This is a genomic window from Prosthecobacter sp. (assembly GCF_020439865.1).
Classification (GTDB): Bacteria; Verrucomicrobiota; Verrucomicrobiia; order Verrucomicrobiales; family Verrucomicrobiaceae; genus Prosthecobacter.
The window spans coordinates 1-17,735 of the sequence record NZ_JAGRPF010000096.1 but is presented as its reverse complement, the minus strand read 5'-3'; the positions used below and the strand labels follow the sequence as shown (position 1 = coordinate 17,735).

Sequence of the window (17,735 nt, the reverse complement as noted above, 5' to 3'; positions counted from 1 at the left end):
TCAAATGGCCGAACCGATCATCCGCGTCGAAAATTTGGGCAAATGCTATCGCATCCGCCACGAGACGCGTGAGCGCTACACCGCCCTGCGGGACGTCATCGCGCGCAAGGCGAAGGGCATCTTCAATCGAGCATCCAGCAACCGGCATCCTGAGTCCGGAGAAGAGGACTTTTGGGCGCTCAAAGATGTCTCATTTGAAATCAAACAAGGCGAGGTCGTCGGCATCATCGGGCGCAACGGCGCGGGCAAATCGACGCTGTTAAAAATTCTCTCGCGCATCACCGAGCCGACCAAGGGTCGCATCACCTTGAACGGCCGTGTCGCTTCGCTGCTCGAAGTGGGAACCGGCTTCCATCCGGAACTCACCGGACGCGAGAACATCTTCCTCAACGGCGCCATCCTTGGCATGACCAAGGCGGAGATCCGCTCAAAGTTCGACGAGATAGTCGCCTTCGCGGAGGTGGAGAAGTTTCTCGACACGCCGGTGAAGCGTTATAGCAGCGGCATGTATGTGCGGCTTGCCTTCGCGGTGGCGGCGCATCTGGAGCCGGAGATCCTCGTCATCGATGAAGTGCTCGCCGTCGGCGATGCGGAGTTTCAGAAGAAGTGCCTCGGCAAGATGGGCGAGGTGGCCCGGGGCGGGCGCACCGTGCTGTTTGTCAGCCATCAGATGGCGGCAGTGCAGAACCTCTGCCAGACCGGCGTTCGTCTGGTCAACGGAATGCTGCAGGAGGTCGGACCCGTGGGGCCGGTGATCAAAAACTACCTGACGCAGACTCACCAGATTGCCCAGTCATCGTTCGCCAATCGTCGCGATCGTCAGGGCACTGGGAAGATCAGGTTTGAGGAGGTGCTCCTGCGTGATGCAGCAGGCTGCAGTGTGGCCGCGTTTGACTGCGGTGCGGCGGCCGTCATGGCGCTGCGCGTGACGAATCATTCCGGCGGCCCGTTGCGGTTCGTGCGCGTGGCCGTGGGTGTGGACAACGATCTGGGGCAGCGCATCACGGTCTGGTCCACCCATCTCGCGGAGAAAGATTTGCCGGAGGTGAATGCGAGCGTTCATGAGGTGAAGGTGCTCGTGCCGCGCATGACGCTGGCGCCCGGCCGCTATGGCTACACGCTGTTCTGCAGTGTCAACGGCGAGACTGCGGACTGGATCAAGAACGCAGGCAGCTTTGATGTCGAACCAGGCGACTTCTTTGGCTCGGGTCAGCTTCCTGAGGCCGGGCAGGGATGGTTTCTGATGGAGCACCAGTTCGATTTATCCCGAGGCGGGGCGGCTTCTTCTGGTGCTGCGCTCAACTGACATGGCGATGAAGCTTCTGGTCGGGCGTTTCATTTCCTACGCCCTTGAGTCCCGGCGGCATTCCCGCCTGCCGGGAGCGCGGCAGGATTTTGGCGAGATGATGCGGCTGTTTCCCCGCTGGCTGGGCAGCCTCAAGTCGTCGCCCATGGCGGACCGGCAGCCTTGGATGACTTACTCAGCCATTGAGTTTCTGAGACGAAACACCGGACCGGAGATGTCAGTCTTTGAGTGGGGTGCAGGCGGTTCCACACTTTTTTTTTCGACTCGCGTGAAGCATTTGTTCACCGTCGAACATGAGCGCCTTTGGGCGGAAAAAGTGGAGGAGGCGATGGCTGGTGAGTCGCACGCGTCATGGAAGATGCAGGTGGTTGAACCCGAGCCTCGTGTGGGTGAATCGGCTGCTGATCCGTCCGACCCGCGGAGTTGCACTTCGGCGGTGGAGCCATGGCAAGGGATGTCATTCGTTCAATATGCGGGAGCGATCGACATTCATGCAGACGGCGCATTTGACTGGGTGATTGTGGATGGCCGCAGCCGTCCTTCATGTGCCATGCATGGCATCCCCAAGGTGCGGCCCGGGGGATTCCTCGTGCTCGATGACGCCGAGAGGGAGAGGTACGGCTGGGTGCACCACGAGATGCGGCGTCTCGGTTGGGAGTGTCATTCTTTTGCCGGACCCGTTCCCTACGCCGGAACGTTCGGCAGCACGACCGCGTGGCGGAGACCGGCGGATTCGTAACTGAGGTGTTTCATGGCTGAGCCGATCATTCGCGTTGAAAACCTCGGGAAATGCTATCGCATTCATCACGAGACGCGCGAGCGCTACACTGCTCTGCGGGACGTCATCACCAACAAGGCGAAGGCGTTTTGGAGAGGTGCGAACCGCGAACCGCGAACGGCGAACGCTGACGAGGACTTCTGGGCGCTGAAAGACGTCTCATTTGAAGTCAAACAAGGAGAGGTCGTCGGAATCATCGGGCGCAATGGCGCGGGCAAATCGACGCTGTTGAAAATCCTGTCGCGCATCACCGAACCGACGAAGGGGCGCATCACGCTCAACGGACGTGTGGCATCGCTGCTCGAAGTGGGCACGGGTTTTCATCCGGAACTCACCGGGCGCGAGAACATTTTCCTCAATGGAGCGATCCTCGGCATGACCAAGGCGGAGATTCGCAGCAAGTTTGATGAAATTGTCGCCTTCGCGGAGGTGGAGAAGTTTCTGGACACACCGGTGAAGCGTTACAGCAGCGGCATGTATGTGCGGCTCGCCTTCGCCGTCGCCGCTCATCTTGAGCCGGAGGTTTTGATCATTGATGAGGTGCTTGCCGTTGGCGACACGGCATTTCAGAACAAATGTCTCGGCAAAATGCAGAGTGTTTCAAAGAGCGGGAGGACAGTACTCTTCGTCAGCCACAATATCTCATCCTTGCAGACGCTTTGTGATCGCGGTGTCGTGTTGAATGCCGGACAGGTGGCGTTTGATGGCAGCATTGGAGATGCTATTCGAGAGTATTCAAAAAGCGTCAATAAAGCAGACGCGAGTTACTGCTCGAGTGGCAAACATGAGACGCCATCGGTTCTAAAAATGGAGATTTTGAGTCTGCTCCCCGGGGGGGTGCATGTGAGCGGTTCGCGATTCACGTTGCGGGTGATAATTGCTTCTCCGGTTCCAGTTAAGAATGGTTGCGTGTCTATTCAGATCGTCAATCAAAGCGGTGCACCGGTGCTGCATCTTAGGCCTTATGACCACGGGGTCTTTTTTGGCGATGCTGCAGGTTGTTCGACACTCGAATGTATGATTGAGGATTGCTGGTTGAACGTCGGTTCCTATTCTCTAACGACCTACGTGAGCGATCCTCCAGGAGGGCAGCTTTATGAACGGTTGTCCGGCATCTGTCCATTTTCGGTCACGGTGGAGCATTCTCCGGCCATGTTCGGCTGGCGCCCCGAGGCTTGTTGTTATGTGGCGCCAGAGAAGTGGGTGAGTTTGAAAGTGGAGTCATGATTGAATCGAAAGCGAGAGAAGAGCTTCCTAAGCACGTGCAACACCTGCGAAACGATAAGTTCCTGCGGGAGCGGATCGCGCCTGAACAGAGCGACTTTTATTATCTGCATCTAGCGGACCTGCTGGCCGCCATCAGGGCTCATGCTTCCGACCGTGAAATGGTGATGCTAGACTTTGGAGCCGGCGGATCCCCATACCGCAGTCTGTTTCCCAAGGCAGACTATCGCACCGCTGATTTTGGCGGCGCGACTTATGAGATCACGGCCGAGGGCAGGACTAATGCGCCGGACCGGACCTTCGATCTGGTTCTCTCCACCCAGGTGCTGGAGCACTGCCGGAGTCCGGAGCGTTATCTGGAGGAGGCGCGGCGGGTGTTGAAGCCGGGCGGACGTCTACTGTTGTCAACACACGGCTTGTTTGAGGAGCATGCCTGTCCGGATGACTTCTACCGATGGACGGCGGACGGTCTCAGGGGTGTCCTTGAGCAAAATGGCTTCGTAGTCCATGCCGTGGATCGCGTGACGGTGGGGCCCCGGGCGGCGTTCCACCTGCTGCAGAGCGCCTTGTCCATGCCGTTGCTGGACGGGAAGCCCTTCTTGCTGCGGTTGCTGGTGCGGCCGTTGTTCCGCCTGCTGCTGGCCCGGCGTTTCTGGAATGGCCTGCTCGACCGATTGTTTCCCGAATACTGCGTGGTGAAGGACGCGAGGCTGCCGTTCAGCAACACTTTCGTCAATGTGTTGGCGGATGCGACTGTGAAGCAAACCGACTGATCGCAGTTCAGCACGACAAGAATTGCCCAATGATCACACGGATTCGCAATTACATGTATCGCAACTGGCCCTCAAAGGTTCAGACGCGGCAGTATCACGGACAGAAGGTCTATCTGCCAAGAGCGGGCTACTCCGATTTGATGCTGCGCGACACCGGAGTTTACGAGCGCGAGAACAGCGATCTCTTCTGCCGTTTGGCACAGGAGGGAACATGGGCAGTCGATGTGGGCACCAATTTGGGACTGATGGCGCTGCCGGTTCTGGTGCATCGGCGTGACGTGCGTGTCCTTTCGTTCGAACCCTCTCAAGGAGCGCTGCGGTTTCTCCGCCGGACGCACGAAGAATGTGAACACAAAGCAAGATGGGAATTGGTGACCAAATGCCTCGGTGCCAAGCCAGGAAGCGTGACATTCACCCTCTCCGAGGGCGTGAACATCGAATATGATGGCATGAGGCACACGCGTCGCGTCGGGGCTGCGGGAACCTGCGAGGTCGAAGTGACGACGCTCGACCATGAGTGGCGGCGGATTGGATGTCCATGTGTGTCCGTCATCAAGTGCGATGTCGAAGGAGCAGAACTCGGCGTGCTCGAAGGAGGCGTTGAGTGCCTGACCAAGGAGCGCCCGTTTGTGCTCATGGAGTGGAACGAGGCCAATTTCTCCGCCTATGGCGTTTCAACGGCTGCTCTATGGGATTTGGTCAGCCGGCTGGCTTATGAGGTTTATTCCTCCCCGCACTTGATTCCGGTCAGGTCACCGGAAGAAATGGCGGTGCAGATGCTGGTCTGTGAGAACTTCCTTCTCGTGCCGAGGGAGACTCCCGCCGCGGTCTGAGCCTGCCAAACGTTGTTGCGGATGCCTGATGCCGACGTCAAACCCAAAGTCACGCTGGTCAACTATTCTGACGACCGCTTTGGCCACAAAGGTGCCGTCTTCAAACGCGCGCAGCAGGCGATGTCCGAGTCCGCCCTGAAGCATGGCGTTGACGCCGTGGTGTCTTGGAACTGGGAGATGCTTTCGGCGACGGATTTTTACCGCGAGCATCGGGAGTACCTGGACCGCCCATACCATCTGAATGGGTTCGCCTTCAAACCCTTCATCGTTTCACAGGTCTTGAATGACATGCGGGAAGGGGATGTGTTGATCTACTATGACTCCGGGGATGGCACTCATGTCTTTGACACCTCCGTGGCGCCGCTGGTGGAAATGTGCGTCAAAAACGGAGGCACTCTCATCCATCAATGGGGGGAGACGAACCAGAAGTGGTGCAAGCGGGACTGCTTTTACTTCATGGACATGGACGAACCGAAGTATCATCAGGCTACTGCCATGCAGGCCACCTGGTTCGTGCTGCAAAAGAACGAATTCACCCAGAGGTTCGTGTCGGAGTATCTGCGCTTCACACTCGATGAGCGGGTGGCCTCTTATGACAACCGTTGTGTCTGTGGCCTGCCTGATCTTCCCGGGTTCGTGGAAAATCGCGGGGATCAGTCGGTGTTGTCCTTGTTGGCATGCAAGTACGGGCTCAGAACCTTTCAGGGTGCAGGGGGGCAGGCCAACCGGGTCATCGGAAACTTTGTTCGCTGGTACACCATGGCTGGCCGATGCCAGATCCTCTCCCGGCGTTGTCTGGAATGGGTGAAACTCAAATGGAAGGGATTGCTCCGAAGGCTCAATGTCTTGCGATGCGTTGCAGGCCTCGTGGCTTGATCCATCGAATGACTTCTCTTGTAGCATGATAAAGTCGATGACACCTGCTGAAAGCACCGGTTGCCTGCCACGTGTTCTGGTGGTCGGTCACGACCTGCCGCATGTGGCCCAGGCGGGCTCGATCCTGCTGTACCGGCTCTTCCAAGGCTGGCCGCAGGAGTCGGTGGTTGCCCTTGGGCCACCTCGTCCGCAAGGGGTGGAATCGCTGGATTGTTCGTTTGTGCCTTACGAGCCGCCGTTCGAGCGGTTGGAGCGGTCACGTCTGTTCAAGTGGAAGAGATTGCTGAATTCCCTTGGTTTGATGCCGGCCGGGCAGATCAGACAGTGTCTGCCGGATGGGTTCATGCCACAGGTGATCGTGCATGTGCTTTACAGCATGGGGCATGCTGAGGCGGTGTATCAGTATTCACGCCAGAGCGGCGTGCCGCTCGTTCTCATCGTGCATGATGATCCGGACGAGTTCAATATGGGCTTCGGCTGGGCGGCGCCTCTTGCACGGCGTCGCTTTGGAAGAATCTATGCCCATGCCTCCCGCCGCCTCTGCATCTCACCGGAGATGGAGCAGTTGTTGCATGTTCGCTACGGCGTGAGTGGGGAGGTGATGTATCCCAACCGCAGTGAGCACACCGTTCCTCGTCCGCTGGAGGACGCGGAGCACCTAAAACAGCCGGGGATGTTGACACTAGGCTATGCCGGCGGGCTCAACTATGGTTACGGCCAGCGTCTTCAGGAGGTCGTTCCCATCCTGCGAGAGGCGGGGGTGAGGCTGAACATTTATGGAGGAGCCCTGCCCGAGTCGGTTGGCACGGATGTTGTGACCAACATGGGCAGGATCAATCCACCAGAGTTGTTGTGGGAGCGCGTGAAGGCGGAGTGTGACGCCGTGCTGTTGCCCTACTGCTTTCCGAACTTCGGACATGAGAAACTTTATCGCAGCCATTTCCCCAGCAAGTTGCCGGAGTATCTGGCGCTGGGCATGCCAGTACTTGCGACTGGGCCGGCGGATGCCACGGGCGTGAAATGGGGGCTGCAGCACCCGGATGCCTGCGTGGTCATCACAGCCCAGGATGGGGAGGTCTGGCAGAAAACCCTGGCCCGCCTGCGTGATGACGCGGAATGGCGGAGGAGTTTGTCTGCCAGCGCCGTCCTTCGAGGAAATCATGATTTTGATCCCCTCGCCATACGCGCCCGTTTTCAAGACACCATCCGCTCAGCGGTGTCTGCTCAAGGCGAAGATCGTGGGCAGATCCCTCCTTAGTCGGGCTATGTTCGTATCGATTCTGATTCCTTGTCATAATGCCGAGCGCTGGATTTCGCAGTGCATTGAAAGTGCGCTGGCACAGACGTGGCAGGACAAGGAGGTCATCGTGTTGGACGATGGTTCCACCGATGGCAGTCTGGAGATCATCCGCTCGTTTGGGGACCGTATTCGCGTTGAGACGGGACCCAATCGTGGTGGGAATGCGGCCCGCAACCGCCTGTTGCAGCTCGCACGTGGGGAGTGGCTGCAGTATCTGGATGCCGATGACTATCTCCTGCCGGACAAGATTGAAAAGCAGGTGCAGTTTCTCGCCACCCGTCCGGAGGTGGATGTGGCCTTCAGCCGCTACATTCAGGAGACGCACCGTGATGGGCAGGTGCAGCAGGCCGTGGGCATGATGCCGGAGCCGCGGGACGATCCCTGGATCCTCCTGCTGCGCTGGGATCTCTCTCAAACGGGCGCACTGCTCTGGCGCAAGCAGGCGGTTCTGGATGCCGGAGGATGGAAAGTGGATCAGCCCTGCTGTCAGGAGCATGAGCTCTACTTGCGCATGCTTGAGGTTGGGAAACGATTTGAATATTGCGATGACGTTGGCGCGGTTTATCGCCAGTGGGAATCAGGTTCGGTCTGCACCCGCAATCCCGTAGAGAGCCACCATAGGCGGCTCGAAATTGTCCAACGGGCCAAGAACTACTTGAAGGCGCAGGACATGCTTACGCCTGAACGGCTTTGGGCCGCCAATCAGGCGCGGCTGGAGGTTGCCCGGATCGTCTGGCAATACGATCAGGTCAGGGCTGCTGACATCGCCCGCGTCATTCATCGTTCACAGCCGACGTTCCTGCCTGACGGTCCCGGGCGACGAATTCACTACGGGCTGGGTTATCGGCTGGGCTACCGGCTGTTGGGATTTGAAGGTGCGGAGAAACTGGCAGGTTGGGGCAGGCAGCTTCTGAAACGAAAGGCGTTTTTCAGTTGAGCAACCCTGCTGTGAGTCGGTTGAAGGTGGTGAATGTCATGGACGGACAGGTGTCCGGCACCTGGGGCGGCTTGAGTGCGATTTTCCTTGGACTGTTGGTGTGCACTCGCTGCTCCATGGCACTGTTCTGGCTCGTCGAGCGTCCGGCGAGGCAGTGGTCTTCCCTTATTCAATATCGGAGGGCTGGAGCCTGACTTAATGACATCGGTTGCTGCCTGTGCCGTGATTCCCACCTGCCAGCGTTCCAAGGTGCTGGCCTGCACGCTGGATTCTTTGCTCCAGCAGCGCGTTCTGCCGGCCGAACTCTTTGTCGTGGATGCCTCGGCAGATGACGAGACGCTTCAGGTGGTGGAGGGGTTCGTTCAAAAAACTCAGGTGTTTCGAATGTACGGTGGATGAAGGCGGAGACTCCAGGGGCGGCGAGCGCAGCGCAATCAGGGCGTGGCAGTGGACACGAAGCCTGTGATCCGGTTCATGGATTACGACGTTCTCTTTGAGCCAGAATGCGTAGCGCGTTTTCGGCCGTCCTGCATGTCTCTACGTCTTTTGAACAGAGCCTCACTTTGGTTTCAGGAAGCCGTTGATCCGCCGACTTTTTGCCATGCGTTCTAAGTAGACTATCGATGCAAATGGTAAATCAAATGCGTTATCCTTGGATCGACTGGGTTCGTTTCCTCGCGGCGCTTGCGGTTCTGTGTGAGCACGTCAGGGGAATGGTTTTTGTAGAGTATAGTGCGCTGCCCGGAGATCACAAGACACTGGCTGTATTGGGCTTCTACTATGTCACTCGGCTGGGGCATGAAGCGTATTTGCTCTTTTTCGTGTTGAGTGGTTTCTTAGTGGGCGGAAAGCTTCTGGATCGTGTGATGGCAAAGACCCATTGCTCGTTGGAGTATGCGATCGATCGGTTTACCCGGATTTATACTGTCCTTTTACCGGCGCTGATTTTCACGGGGATTGTGACGGCCGTTCTATCGAAGGATTTGGGTGCGACAACGTTTCTGGGTAATCTTGTTGGCCTGCAGGGGGTGGTTACCGAGTACTATGGCGGAAACCTGCCGCTTTGGACGCTAAGCTTTGAAACATGGTTTTATGTGGTCGGCGGTTCCCTTGCGCACGTTCTACAAACACGGAGAATTTCGCCCCTGGTGGCAGTTCTGTTGCTCATTTCAATGGGGGTATTTGTTAAACTGGGGGCATTGATGCTCTTTTGCTGGTTGATCGGAGCCGCCAGTTGGTATGCCCGGCCCAGAAACAAGTCTTTCATGGCGGTTGTGCTAGGTTTTTGCCTGATGAGTGTTGGTTCTGTTGCAATGCAATTCTCCAGGGGGACTGTCTCCATTGATGTCGAGCGCTATCGATTCTGGCTGGCCATTGAGCCATGCATGCCATTGCTCTTTGCGTTTGGTGTGGGTCTCGTCCTTCAGCAGTTGCTTCTGTGGAAGACAGGAAATCGCGTGGCAAACAGAATAGATAACGTGGGGAGCATCGCGGCTGCCAGTTCATACTCCTTGTATTTGATTCATTATCCGATCCTGCTGCTCCTCGTGGGTCTTGGGTGGAGGAGATCAGCCGAGATAAGTGTAAACTCCATGGGTGTGTTTGCGGCACTGCTTCTCGGAAACTTGTTTTTCGCGTGGCTGTTTTTCTTGGGTTTTGAGTCGAATACTAAGTCCGTCCGAAACTTCGTTCGTCGACGGCTGGTCACCTCTACGGCTGCGAATTGAAGATCAAATGATGCAGATTCTCCCAGCTAGCGTTGTGATACCGACACGGCACCGTGCTCAGGTGCTTGCCCGCACGTTGGATTCCCTGCTGGTTCAAAACGCCCTGCCGACCGAGTTGATCGTCGTGGATGCATCTGTGGACGATGATACCCGCCGAATCGTGACAGAGTTCGGTGTCAAAGTGAATAAGTGCTGCCGCGTGCTATGGCTTGGAGCCGAGACTTGCGGGGCGGCTGCGCAGCGCAATCAGGGCGTGGCGGTGGCCGCGCAGCCGGTGATCTGGTTCATGGATGACGACATTATCTTTGAGCCGGATTGTGTGTCGCGCCTCTGGGCTGCCCTGCAGTCCGCACCGGAGATTGGCGGTGTGAATGCCATGATCACTAACCAGTGCTATCAGGCGCCAGGACGTGTTTCGCGGTTTATGTTCCGGCTGATGGCCGGAGAGGATTGTGCCAGCTACGCCGGACGCATTCTCGGGCCGGCGGTGAATCTGTTGCCCGAGGACCGCGATGATCTGTCGGAGGTGGTGCCTGTGGAATGGCTCAATACCACCTGCACGATGTACCGCCGAGAAGCGCTGCCAGAACCACCGTTCCCCACCCATTTCACCGGTTACTCACTGATGGAGGATGTGACACTGTCACTGCTGGTGGCCCGTTCATGGAAACTGGCAAACGTTCGAACCGCACGCATTTTCCACGACAGCCAGCCTGGTACGCATAAGGCCGATGCCGTTGCACTGTCGGAGATGGAACTGGTGAACCGGCACTATGTGATGACAAGGGTTCTTGTCCGCTGTAGATGGCTTGACTACCTCAGGCTCGGCTTGTGGGAGTGCTTTCAACTCGCCGCCTGCGTGGCAGGGGGGGCAAAGCGTGCGGCTTTCCTGGCCGAAGTGCGCGGCAAATGGCGCGCGCTTTGCCATCTGTGTGTTCAAACAAAAGATACAATCCTATGAACAGCTCGGTGTTGGTTGGAATTGTCACGTACAACCGTGCGGACCTGTTGCCCAAAGCTCTGGATTCGGCATTAGGGCAGTCTGTGCCAAATCTCAAAATTGCGGTGATCGACGATGGTTCAAAGGACGACACACCGAAAGTGGCGTTGCAATTTCCCCAGGTGGACTGGACGCACCGCAAAGCCAGTGAAGGCTACATGTCGGCGCGCAACGAACTCATGGCGCGGCCCGGCTTCGATTACTTTGTCAGCCTGGACGATGACGCGTGGTTCCTGCGCGATGACGAGATTGCCGTGGCTCTTCAACATCTCAACGAGAACCCTCGTGTGGCGGCCGTTGCCTTTGACATTCTTGCACCCGACCAGTCCCAGCGGAGGGAGGTCGGCGCGGCACAGCCGGTCGCGATGTTTATCGGATGCGGCCATGTGCTGCGCCTCTCGGCGGTGCGCGAAGTGGGGGCCTATGAACCGGTGCCAGGCAGCTACGGCGGCGAGGAGAAAGATCTCTGCTTGCGGTTGATGGATGCCGACTACTCCATTGTCCGACTGCCCGGTGTTCATGTATGGCATGACAAATCACCGGTCGCACGAATCATTCCACACCAGCATCGCTCGGGAGTGTGCAATGACTTGGTGATGACCTTGCGGCGCACGCCTCTGTCGGTGTTGCCTGTGGCGCTGTTGTCGAAGGTGTTCCGGCATCTGTGGTTTTCGTGGCGGACAGGACTGATGGGGTCGTGCTTCGCGGGCTTCGGGTTGTTCATCCGCTCGTTTTCGGCCATATGGAGCTCACGACGTCCTGTGCGGATCGAAACAATTCGCGCCTATGTGAAATTGTCCCGGAACTGAGACCAACATGACGTTCGAAGCATTCATATTGCGCATCCCACGCGGCCTGGCTAGTCGTGTAAGGCTTGCCGCCTACCGTGCTCTGGGCATGCGTACCGGCAGGCGTAACCGCATGGAAGGTGGAGGGCGTTGCCGAAGGCTTTCACAAATTGAGATCGGCAGTTACAACGCGTTCACGCAGGGCTGCTGGTTGTGGCCAGAGGACACGGATCACGAGGGGATCCGCATTCGCATTGGCAACGGTAATTACTTCAATCGCAATGTCATGCTTGACGCCTGTGGTCTGATCGAAATTGGCGACGAAAACATGTTCGGTCCTGACATCTACATCACGGACAGCAACCACACGTTTGGGCCGGGCATATCGCCCACTAATGCGCCCATGCAGGTGGGACATGTGAAGATCGGTCATCGGTGTTGGATCGGCGCCAAGGCGGTCATCCTGAAAGACGTGGAGCTTGGGGATGGTTGTGTTGTCGGCGCAGGCGCTGTCGTCACCAAAAGTTATCCCGCTGGAAGTATCATAGCTGGAATTCCTGCGCGTCCCCTTTGACCCGTTGACGTTGGGTAGATGATTTCGGTTGCGCATTAGAAGGACGTTTGTCCTCATATAATCATCATTGCATCAGAAGGTTCCCATCGCTGTCGGTATTCCGACGTATCACCGAGGAGAGCGGGTGCTGCAGGTTCTGCAGCGTCTTCAGGCCTGCGATCCGGCGCCTGCGGAGATCCTCGTGTTTTTGGATGCTGGCGATGACGCTTTGGAACATCGCATTCACGAAGCTTTTCCTGCGGTGAAGATTCTCTCGTCCGCAGAACGCGTCGGCCCCGGTGGCGGTCGTCATCGCATGCTGCAGGTGGCCACCCAGCCCTGGCTGGTCTCTTTGGATGATGATTCGTGGCCGGTAGATGTCGATTTCTTTGCCCGTCTGCAACGACACATCGAGGCGGCGGATGACGTCGCGGTGCTGGCCACGGTCATCCATCATCAGGAACAGGAAGCGCCTGCGTTGGGAAGCTGGGTTCACACGGTGTCGGACTACACCGGCTGTGGTCACGCGATGCGCGTGACGGCGTATCGTGAACTCACCGGCTACGTGGACCGCCCCCACGCTTATGGACTGGAGGAGCGTGATGTCGCGCTGCAACTGCACTGTACTGGCTGGCGGGTGCATCGCTGTGGTGATTTGCGCGTGTTTCATGACACCCGGCTCAGGCATCACCAGCAGCCTTCAGTCGTTGCTGCCACGGTTGAAAACGCGGCCTTGCTGGCCTGGCTGAGGTATCCGTTGATCTTGTGGCCGTATGGCCTGCTTCAATTCGCCAACGTGATCTGCTTCATGATCTCATGTGGGCGTTTGCGGGGAATCCTGCACGGCATGTTGAATGCTCCGGTGGAACTCTGGCGTCACCGGCATCTGCGGAGACCTCTGCCTGCGAAGCTGGTGATCTCCTATCTGCGGCTGCGTCATCAGCCTCCGTCTCAATGATTCTTGTTGAATCACGTCGGGTGAATTCTCCCACGGCACCGTGGCTCCTCTGGCTTGGGATCGTGCTGTTGGCCTGCGTCGCGCTGCTTTCAGCGCGGGTTTCGAGTGCAGTGACTCTGGACCGTCCGTATCTGGGGCAGACCTCAGGTTTGGAGGAGGAGGCGCTGTTCTCGCTATGGAAGGCTCATCATGGAATGCCGGTGTACACCGATGCCTTGTCGCCGCCCTTTTCCGCCAGCTACTTCAACAGCCTGTTCTACACAACCTATGCTGCCTGGAGCCGGTTATGGGCTGTGTTTGGTTCGTTCGATGATGCCTGGCTGCCAACGATCTGGCGTGTTCTTTCGCTGCTCTTCTGCCTGGGTATCTGGCTGGTGTTGTGGCGGGTGATTCGTTCGGCTTGTTTGAATGTTGAATGCCGGCCGTCTTCCTGGTTCGCAATGATCGCGGCGGGACTGTGCGTGTTCAATCCGCTGTTTCACTGGATGTCCTTCTCAGTTCGCCCGGATGTTGCGGCCGTGTTGGGAGAGGTGGTCTGCCTGGGCTTTCTGCTTGCCCACGTGCGCCGTTTCTCATGGGCCTGTCTCCTCGGCGCCGGTTGCGCGGCGGCGTTGGCCTGGAGTTTCAAACAGAGCCAGGGATTTGCCTTCGCCGGAGGGTGTGGATTTCTGCTGTGGCACCGGCGGTGGCTTGAATTCGCGCTGTTTGTTCTCCCGCTCTTGATCGTGGTGCCGGCCACCCTCGGACTTGCGGGGGAGTGGTATCGGCAGAACACCCTGACCTTGCACGCGCTCGCCAGCCAGTTTTCAGCAGGGCAGGGGATGAGGCTCGCGATGTCTGCCCTGGCGAAGACTCCGTTCATGATCGCTGGTTTGCTGTTGCTGTTCCCGCTCATTCGACGCTGGCGAGATCTGGAACCAGACATGCGTCTGATGGTGATGGTCGTGGTGCTCAGCATTCCGCTCTGCCTCTTCACGTCGTCAAAGATCGGTGCGGCAGATTACTACTACCTCGCGCCGAGTGTGTTTGCCTCGGTGCTGCTGTTCTCGGTGCTCGTTCGTTCACTTGCGGCAGGCATGGTTGATGCAATGGGGCGATCATGCGTGAAATGGTTCGTATCCGGCAGCCTGCTGCTGCAGCTGGTGGTCGTGGGGCTTATTTTCGCCGGCAGGCTGGGAAAGGTGAGCGTGAGAGAAGATCAGGCGCTGGCAGTTCGTCTGCAGCAGCGTTTGGCGCATGAGGAGGGGCCGGTTTTGGTCACCGGCCGCCCATACAACCTGCCCTGGCTGCAACCGGGGCGACCGGCCTTTGTGTTCTCGTTTCTCTACGATGAATACGAGAAGCATCATCCCGAGTTGCGCGAACACGGACTGCGTGCCCTTGTGCAGCAGGGCTACTTTCGGGTCGTGGTGGACGTCGATGACCCTCCGCTGGATTTCAGCCGTGAAATTGCCGGGTCCTGCAAACTGGCGGAGGTCGGAGAGGGCTTTCGTGTCTACCGGCCGATGCATCCCTGATTCTCATCAGGGCTTGTTTGTCGTCTTGCACTCATATGCAAAGTTTTCGATATCTTCTGCTGTCAGCGGTTAAACTTTTTACCGGCAGAGGCAAGACTTGCCCGTCTTGTGGAGGGGCCGCGGGAGAAGTGTTGGACTCCAAATACCTTGTCACCGCGTTGCGACGTTGTGCGAGTTGCTCCCTGCTTTTTCGCACGCCCACGACATCCGTTGAAGAAAACGCTAGTTTTTATCAGGACGATTACGAAGAGAACACCACGACCGACCTTCCCGATGAGGCACAGCTTGAAATGCTGAAGCAGGAAAACTTCGCCAGTTTGAGCACCAGCTATTTGAACTACATCGAGGTCCTCCGGGCGTTGGGAGTTACGCCTGGGGCGCGGGTCATGGATTTTGGATGTTCATGGGGCTACGGCAGTCATCAACTGACCCAAGCAGGCTTCAACGTTGATGCCTTTGAGATTTCCCGGCCGCGGGCTCTCTATGCTCGTGAAAAACTGAGGATTTCAACGCTCGAAATGGAGCAGTTGCCATCAGAGAGCTATGATGTGTTTTTGTCATGCCACGTGATTGAACACGTGCCCTCAGTCGAAGAAATGCTGCTGTTGGGTGAGAGGGTGCTCAGGCCGGGTGGGTTGTTTGTGTCGTTCACTCCCAATGGATCGACTGACTTCAGGCGCCGAAACCCGTTGGGGTGGCATCGGAGCTGGGGCGGGGTGCATCCCCAGTTGATCGATGACGAATTCCTGCGGCGTGGGAGCGGTAAACGCGGATTCATTGCCGCCAGCAGCCCATATCCGTTCGATCAACTCATGAAATGGAACGGCGATCCTGTCATTCTCTCAATGGACGGCGGTGAACTAATGATGGCATTTCGAACCAAAGGCACATGACGAATCGCTCCGTTCTGCTGGCTCATCCCGGCACCCAGTATGCGCCACATCTGGCGCGTGAGCTGGTCCGCCATGGATTGTTGCACCGGTTTTGGACGGGGTTTGCCGTGGCCGGGTCGGGCTGGTTGGGGGGGCTGCTACGGTATGCGCCGGGTTCCATCCGTCGGCGGCTTGGGAAACGTCTGGTAGACGTTCCTGATACAACTCTTCGCACGTTGCCGTTGCTCGACTGGCGGGCCCGCAAGGCGGCACGTTTTGTGGGTGACGAGGCGGCGTTCTTTGAACGCAATCGCCTGTTTCAGGAGGCGATTCCTGTTCCCGAGATTCGCGCTGCGGGCGTGGTGATTGGTTTTGACACCTCGTCGTGGCTGCTGGCTCGGCGGGCGAAGGAGATGGGCAAACGCTTCATTCTTGACCAAAGCATCGGCCATCCATCGGCAAAGGAGCGCATTTTTTCTGACCTCAGGCAGCGGTTCCCGCAGTGGAGCACTTCCGCGCCGCTCAAGGCCGCCGAGATGGTTGCGACCGAACGTGAGGAACACGAGCTTGCCGACATCATCGTGGTGCCCAGTCAGTTCGTGAAAGAGACGCTCGTCGTCGAAGGTGTGGATGAGCGGAAGATTCGCGTCATTCCCTTTGGTACCAACTTGGAGCTTTTCCAGCCGGGGCCTCCCCGTCGTCAGGAAGCATGTCCGCTGGTCTTCCTGTTCGTCGGCAGTGTGAGTGCGCGCAAGGGAACGCCTGTTCTGCTGCAGGCGTGGCGGCAGTGGAATCCGGACAACGCCGAACTTTGGCTGGTGGGGCCGGGAGCGATTCCTACGGAAGAACAGTCCGGTCTGCCATCGAGCGTGAAGGTGCTTGGGCCAAGGGGGCGCGCAGAGGTCGCGGCTTTGATGCAAAAGGCAGATGTGTTTGTGTTTCCCAGTTTCTTCGAAGGTCTCGCCCAGGTGCAGATCGAGGCACAGGCCTGCGGGTTGCCCTTGATTGCCACGCGAGAGTCAGGAGCCGACGAACTCGTTGATGATGGTAGAACCGGTTGTCTGGTCCCCGCGGGTGATGTGGGAGCGTTGGAGGCGGCCATGCGACGATTTGCGGAAGACGGCGGATTGCGGCTGTCCATGCGTGAACAGGCCATCGCCGGACGTGAGCGGTTGAGTTGGATGCGTTATGGCGACCAGTGGGCCCGCCTTTTGAAAGAGGTCCTTTGATCCCTCATCCTCAAGCATGCTGATTATCCTCACCACTCACCCGATCCAATACCAGGTGCCGATCTGGCAGGCGCTGGCGCGGGACGGGCGTGTGCCGTTTGAGGTCTGGTATCTGACCGATCACGGGGCGAAGGCCGCGCAGGATGTGGAGTTCGGGAACAAGTTTGCCTGGGACATCGACATGCTGTCGGGGTATCCGCATCAAATTCTGAAGGCTCCCCGTGACGTGCATCCGGCCTCGTTCTGGAAATGCCGGGCCGCTGAGTCGTTGACCGCGCGACTCCGCGATTGCGGAGCCAAGGCGTTGTGGATTCAAGGCTGGCAGGTGGCCGGTTATTGGCAGGCGGTGTTTGCCGCGCGCCGCGCCGGAGTGAAACTCTGGCTGCGTGGCGAGAGCAATGACCTCGCACCAACCGTGGGATGGAAGAAGCACCTGAAACAATTCGTGCTGGGTTGGTTGTTCCGGCAAGTGGATGCGTTTTTGTGCATCGGCACGGCGAACCGGCGCCTGTATCGTCGTTTTGGCGTGCCTGAAGAGAAGTTGTTCGACGCGCCCTATGCCGTGGACAACGAGAGGTTTCGAAAGCAGAAAACTGAAATCGAAAGCCAGAGACGAGAAATCCGCAAGCGGTGGGGGATTGATGACGACACGTTCTGTGTCCTGTTTTGCGGAAAGTTCATTGCGAAGAAACGACCGACCGACGTGGTTTTGGCTGCACGCGAATTGGTGCAGAAAGGCGAGCGAGTGCATCTTCTCTTCGTCGGCTCAGGCGAGCTCGGAGATTCGCTTCGCTCCACCTGCAATGTTGTCTTCGATGCCGGCTTGGAAACGAGGAACCAGGAACCAGGAACCAAAAACCTCCCGCCCGCTTCCTTCGCAGGCTTTTTGAACCAGACACAGATCAGTGAAGCGTATGTGGCTGCCGATTGTCTCGTGCTTCCCAGCGACTACGGGGAGACCTGGGGACTGGTGGTCAATGAAGCCATGGCAAGCGGACTGCCCTGCATCATCAGCGATCACTGCGGCAGCGCTGAAGACCTGGGGGCGATGCCGCCCAATCAGG

18 protein-coding genes are annotated in these 17,735 nt (G+C 57.9%); all 18 read left to right on the top strand.

From position 1 onward, the window contains the following. The first annotated feature begins 4 nt into the window (after window positions 1-4). On the top strand, window positions 5-1,306 hold the full coding sequence (locus tag KDL09_RS10450) for an ABC transporter ATP-binding protein (protein ID WP_294384539.1): 1,302 nt from the start codon (window positions 5-7) through the stop codon (window positions 1,304-1,306). A gap of 7 nt (window positions 1,307-1,313) precedes the next feature. Then, window positions 1,314-2,045 carry a hypothetical protein gene (locus KDL09_RS10445; RefSeq protein ID WP_294384538.1) on the top strand — a complete coding sequence of 244 codons (732 nt, stop codon included), beginning with the start codon at window positions 1,314-1,316 and terminating at the stop codon, window positions 2,043-2,045. 12 nt (window positions 2,046-2,057) lie between these two features. Continuing rightward, window positions 2,058-3,311 carry an ABC transporter ATP-binding protein gene (locus KDL09_RS10440; protein ID WP_294384536.1) on the top strand — a complete coding sequence of 418 codons (1,254 nt, stop codon included), beginning with the start codon at window positions 2,058-2,060 and terminating at the stop codon, window positions 3,309-3,311. Next, window positions 3,308-4,081: a class I SAM-dependent methyltransferase gene (locus KDL09_RS10435; RefSeq protein ID WP_294384535.1), complete on the top strand. Its 774-nt coding sequence runs from the start codon at window positions 3,308-3,310 to the stop codon at window positions 4,079-4,081. Before KDL09_RS10440 ends, KDL09_RS10435 begins: the two co-directional genes overlap by 4 nt. A gap of 29 nt (window positions 4,082-4,110) precedes the next feature. Next, on the top strand, window positions 4,111-4,914 hold the full coding sequence (locus KDL09_RS10430; RefSeq protein ID WP_294384533.1) for an FkbM family methyltransferase: 804 nt from the start codon (window positions 4,111-4,113) through the stop codon (window positions 4,912-4,914). 21 nt (window positions 4,915-4,935) lie between these two features. Next, a complete protein-coding gene (locus KDL09_RS10425) occupies window positions 4,936-5,790 on the top strand; it encodes a hypothetical protein (protein ID WP_294384532.1) in 855 nt (284 codons plus the stop codon). Window positions 5,791-5,827: 37 nt separating this feature from the next. After that, window positions 5,828-7,048, top strand: a complete 1,221-nt coding sequence (locus KDL09_RS10420; RefSeq protein ID WP_294384531.1) for a glycosyltransferase — start codon at window positions 5,828-5,830, stop codon at window positions 7,046-7,048. Between the two features lie 7 nt (window positions 7,049-7,055). Beyond that, the gene (locus KDL09_RS10415; protein WP_294384530.1) at window positions 7,056-8,027 is read left to right on the top strand and encodes a glycosyltransferase; all 972 of its coding nucleotides are present in this window, start codon (window positions 7,056-7,058) and stop codon (window positions 8,025-8,027) included. Window positions 8,028-8,249: 222 nt separating this feature from the next. After that, window positions 8,250-8,426: a glycosyltransferase family A protein gene (locus KDL09_RS10410; protein WP_294384528.1), complete on the top strand. Its 177-nt coding sequence runs from the start codon at window positions 8,250-8,252 to the stop codon at window positions 8,424-8,426. 242 nt (window positions 8,427-8,668) lie between these two features. Then, window positions 8,669-9,754, top strand: a complete 1,086-nt coding sequence (locus KDL09_RS10405; RefSeq protein WP_294384526.1) for an acyltransferase — start codon at window positions 8,669-8,671, stop codon at window positions 9,752-9,754. Between the two features lie 7 nt (window positions 9,755-9,761). After that, on the top strand, window positions 9,762-10,715 hold the full coding sequence (locus tag KDL09_RS10400) for a glycosyltransferase (RefSeq protein ID WP_294384524.1): 954 nt from the start codon (window positions 9,762-9,764) through the stop codon (window positions 10,713-10,715). Further along, window positions 10,712-11,563, top strand: coding sequence for a glycosyltransferase (locus KDL09_RS10395; RefSeq protein WP_294384523.1), 852 nt, complete (start codon window positions 10,712-10,714; stop codon window positions 11,561-11,563). Before KDL09_RS10400 ends, KDL09_RS10395 begins: the two co-directional genes overlap by 4 nt. 7 nt (window positions 11,564-11,570) lie before the next feature. Beyond that, window positions 11,571-12,116: an acyltransferase gene (locus KDL09_RS10390; protein WP_294384521.1), complete on the top strand. Its 546-nt coding sequence runs from the start codon at window positions 11,571-11,573 to the stop codon at window positions 12,114-12,116. A gap of 67 nt (window positions 12,117-12,183) precedes the next feature. Further along, window positions 12,184-13,053 carry a glycosyltransferase gene (locus KDL09_RS10385; protein WP_294384520.1) on the top strand — a complete coding sequence of 290 codons (870 nt, stop codon included), beginning with the start codon at window positions 12,184-12,186 and terminating at the stop codon, window positions 13,051-13,053. Continuing rightward, complete coding sequence (locus KDL09_RS10380) at window positions 13,050-14,570, top strand: hypothetical protein (RefSeq protein ID WP_294384518.1); 1,521 nt, start codon at window positions 13,050-13,052, stop codon at window positions 14,568-14,570. The genes KDL09_RS10385 and KDL09_RS10380 overlap by 4 nt, the downstream gene beginning before the upstream one ends. A 131-nt stretch (window positions 14,571-14,701) precedes the next feature. Continuing rightward, window positions 14,702-15,463, top strand: a complete 762-nt coding sequence (locus KDL09_RS10375; protein WP_294384517.1) for a methyltransferase domain-containing protein — start codon at window positions 14,702-14,704, stop codon at window positions 15,461-15,463. Further along, window positions 15,460-16,671 (top strand): glycosyltransferase family 4 protein, encoded by a 1,212-nt coding sequence (locus tag KDL09_RS10370; protein ID WP_294384515.1) that lies wholly within the window; start codon window positions 15,460-15,462, stop codon window positions 16,669-16,671. Before KDL09_RS10375 ends, KDL09_RS10370 begins: the two co-directional genes overlap by 4 nt. A gap of 16 nt (window positions 16,672-16,687) precedes the next feature. Continuing rightward, window positions 16,688-17,735 (top strand): glycosyltransferase family 4 protein (locus tag KDL09_RS10365; protein ID WP_294384513.1); only part of this gene is annotated, 1,048 nt, incomplete at its 3' end.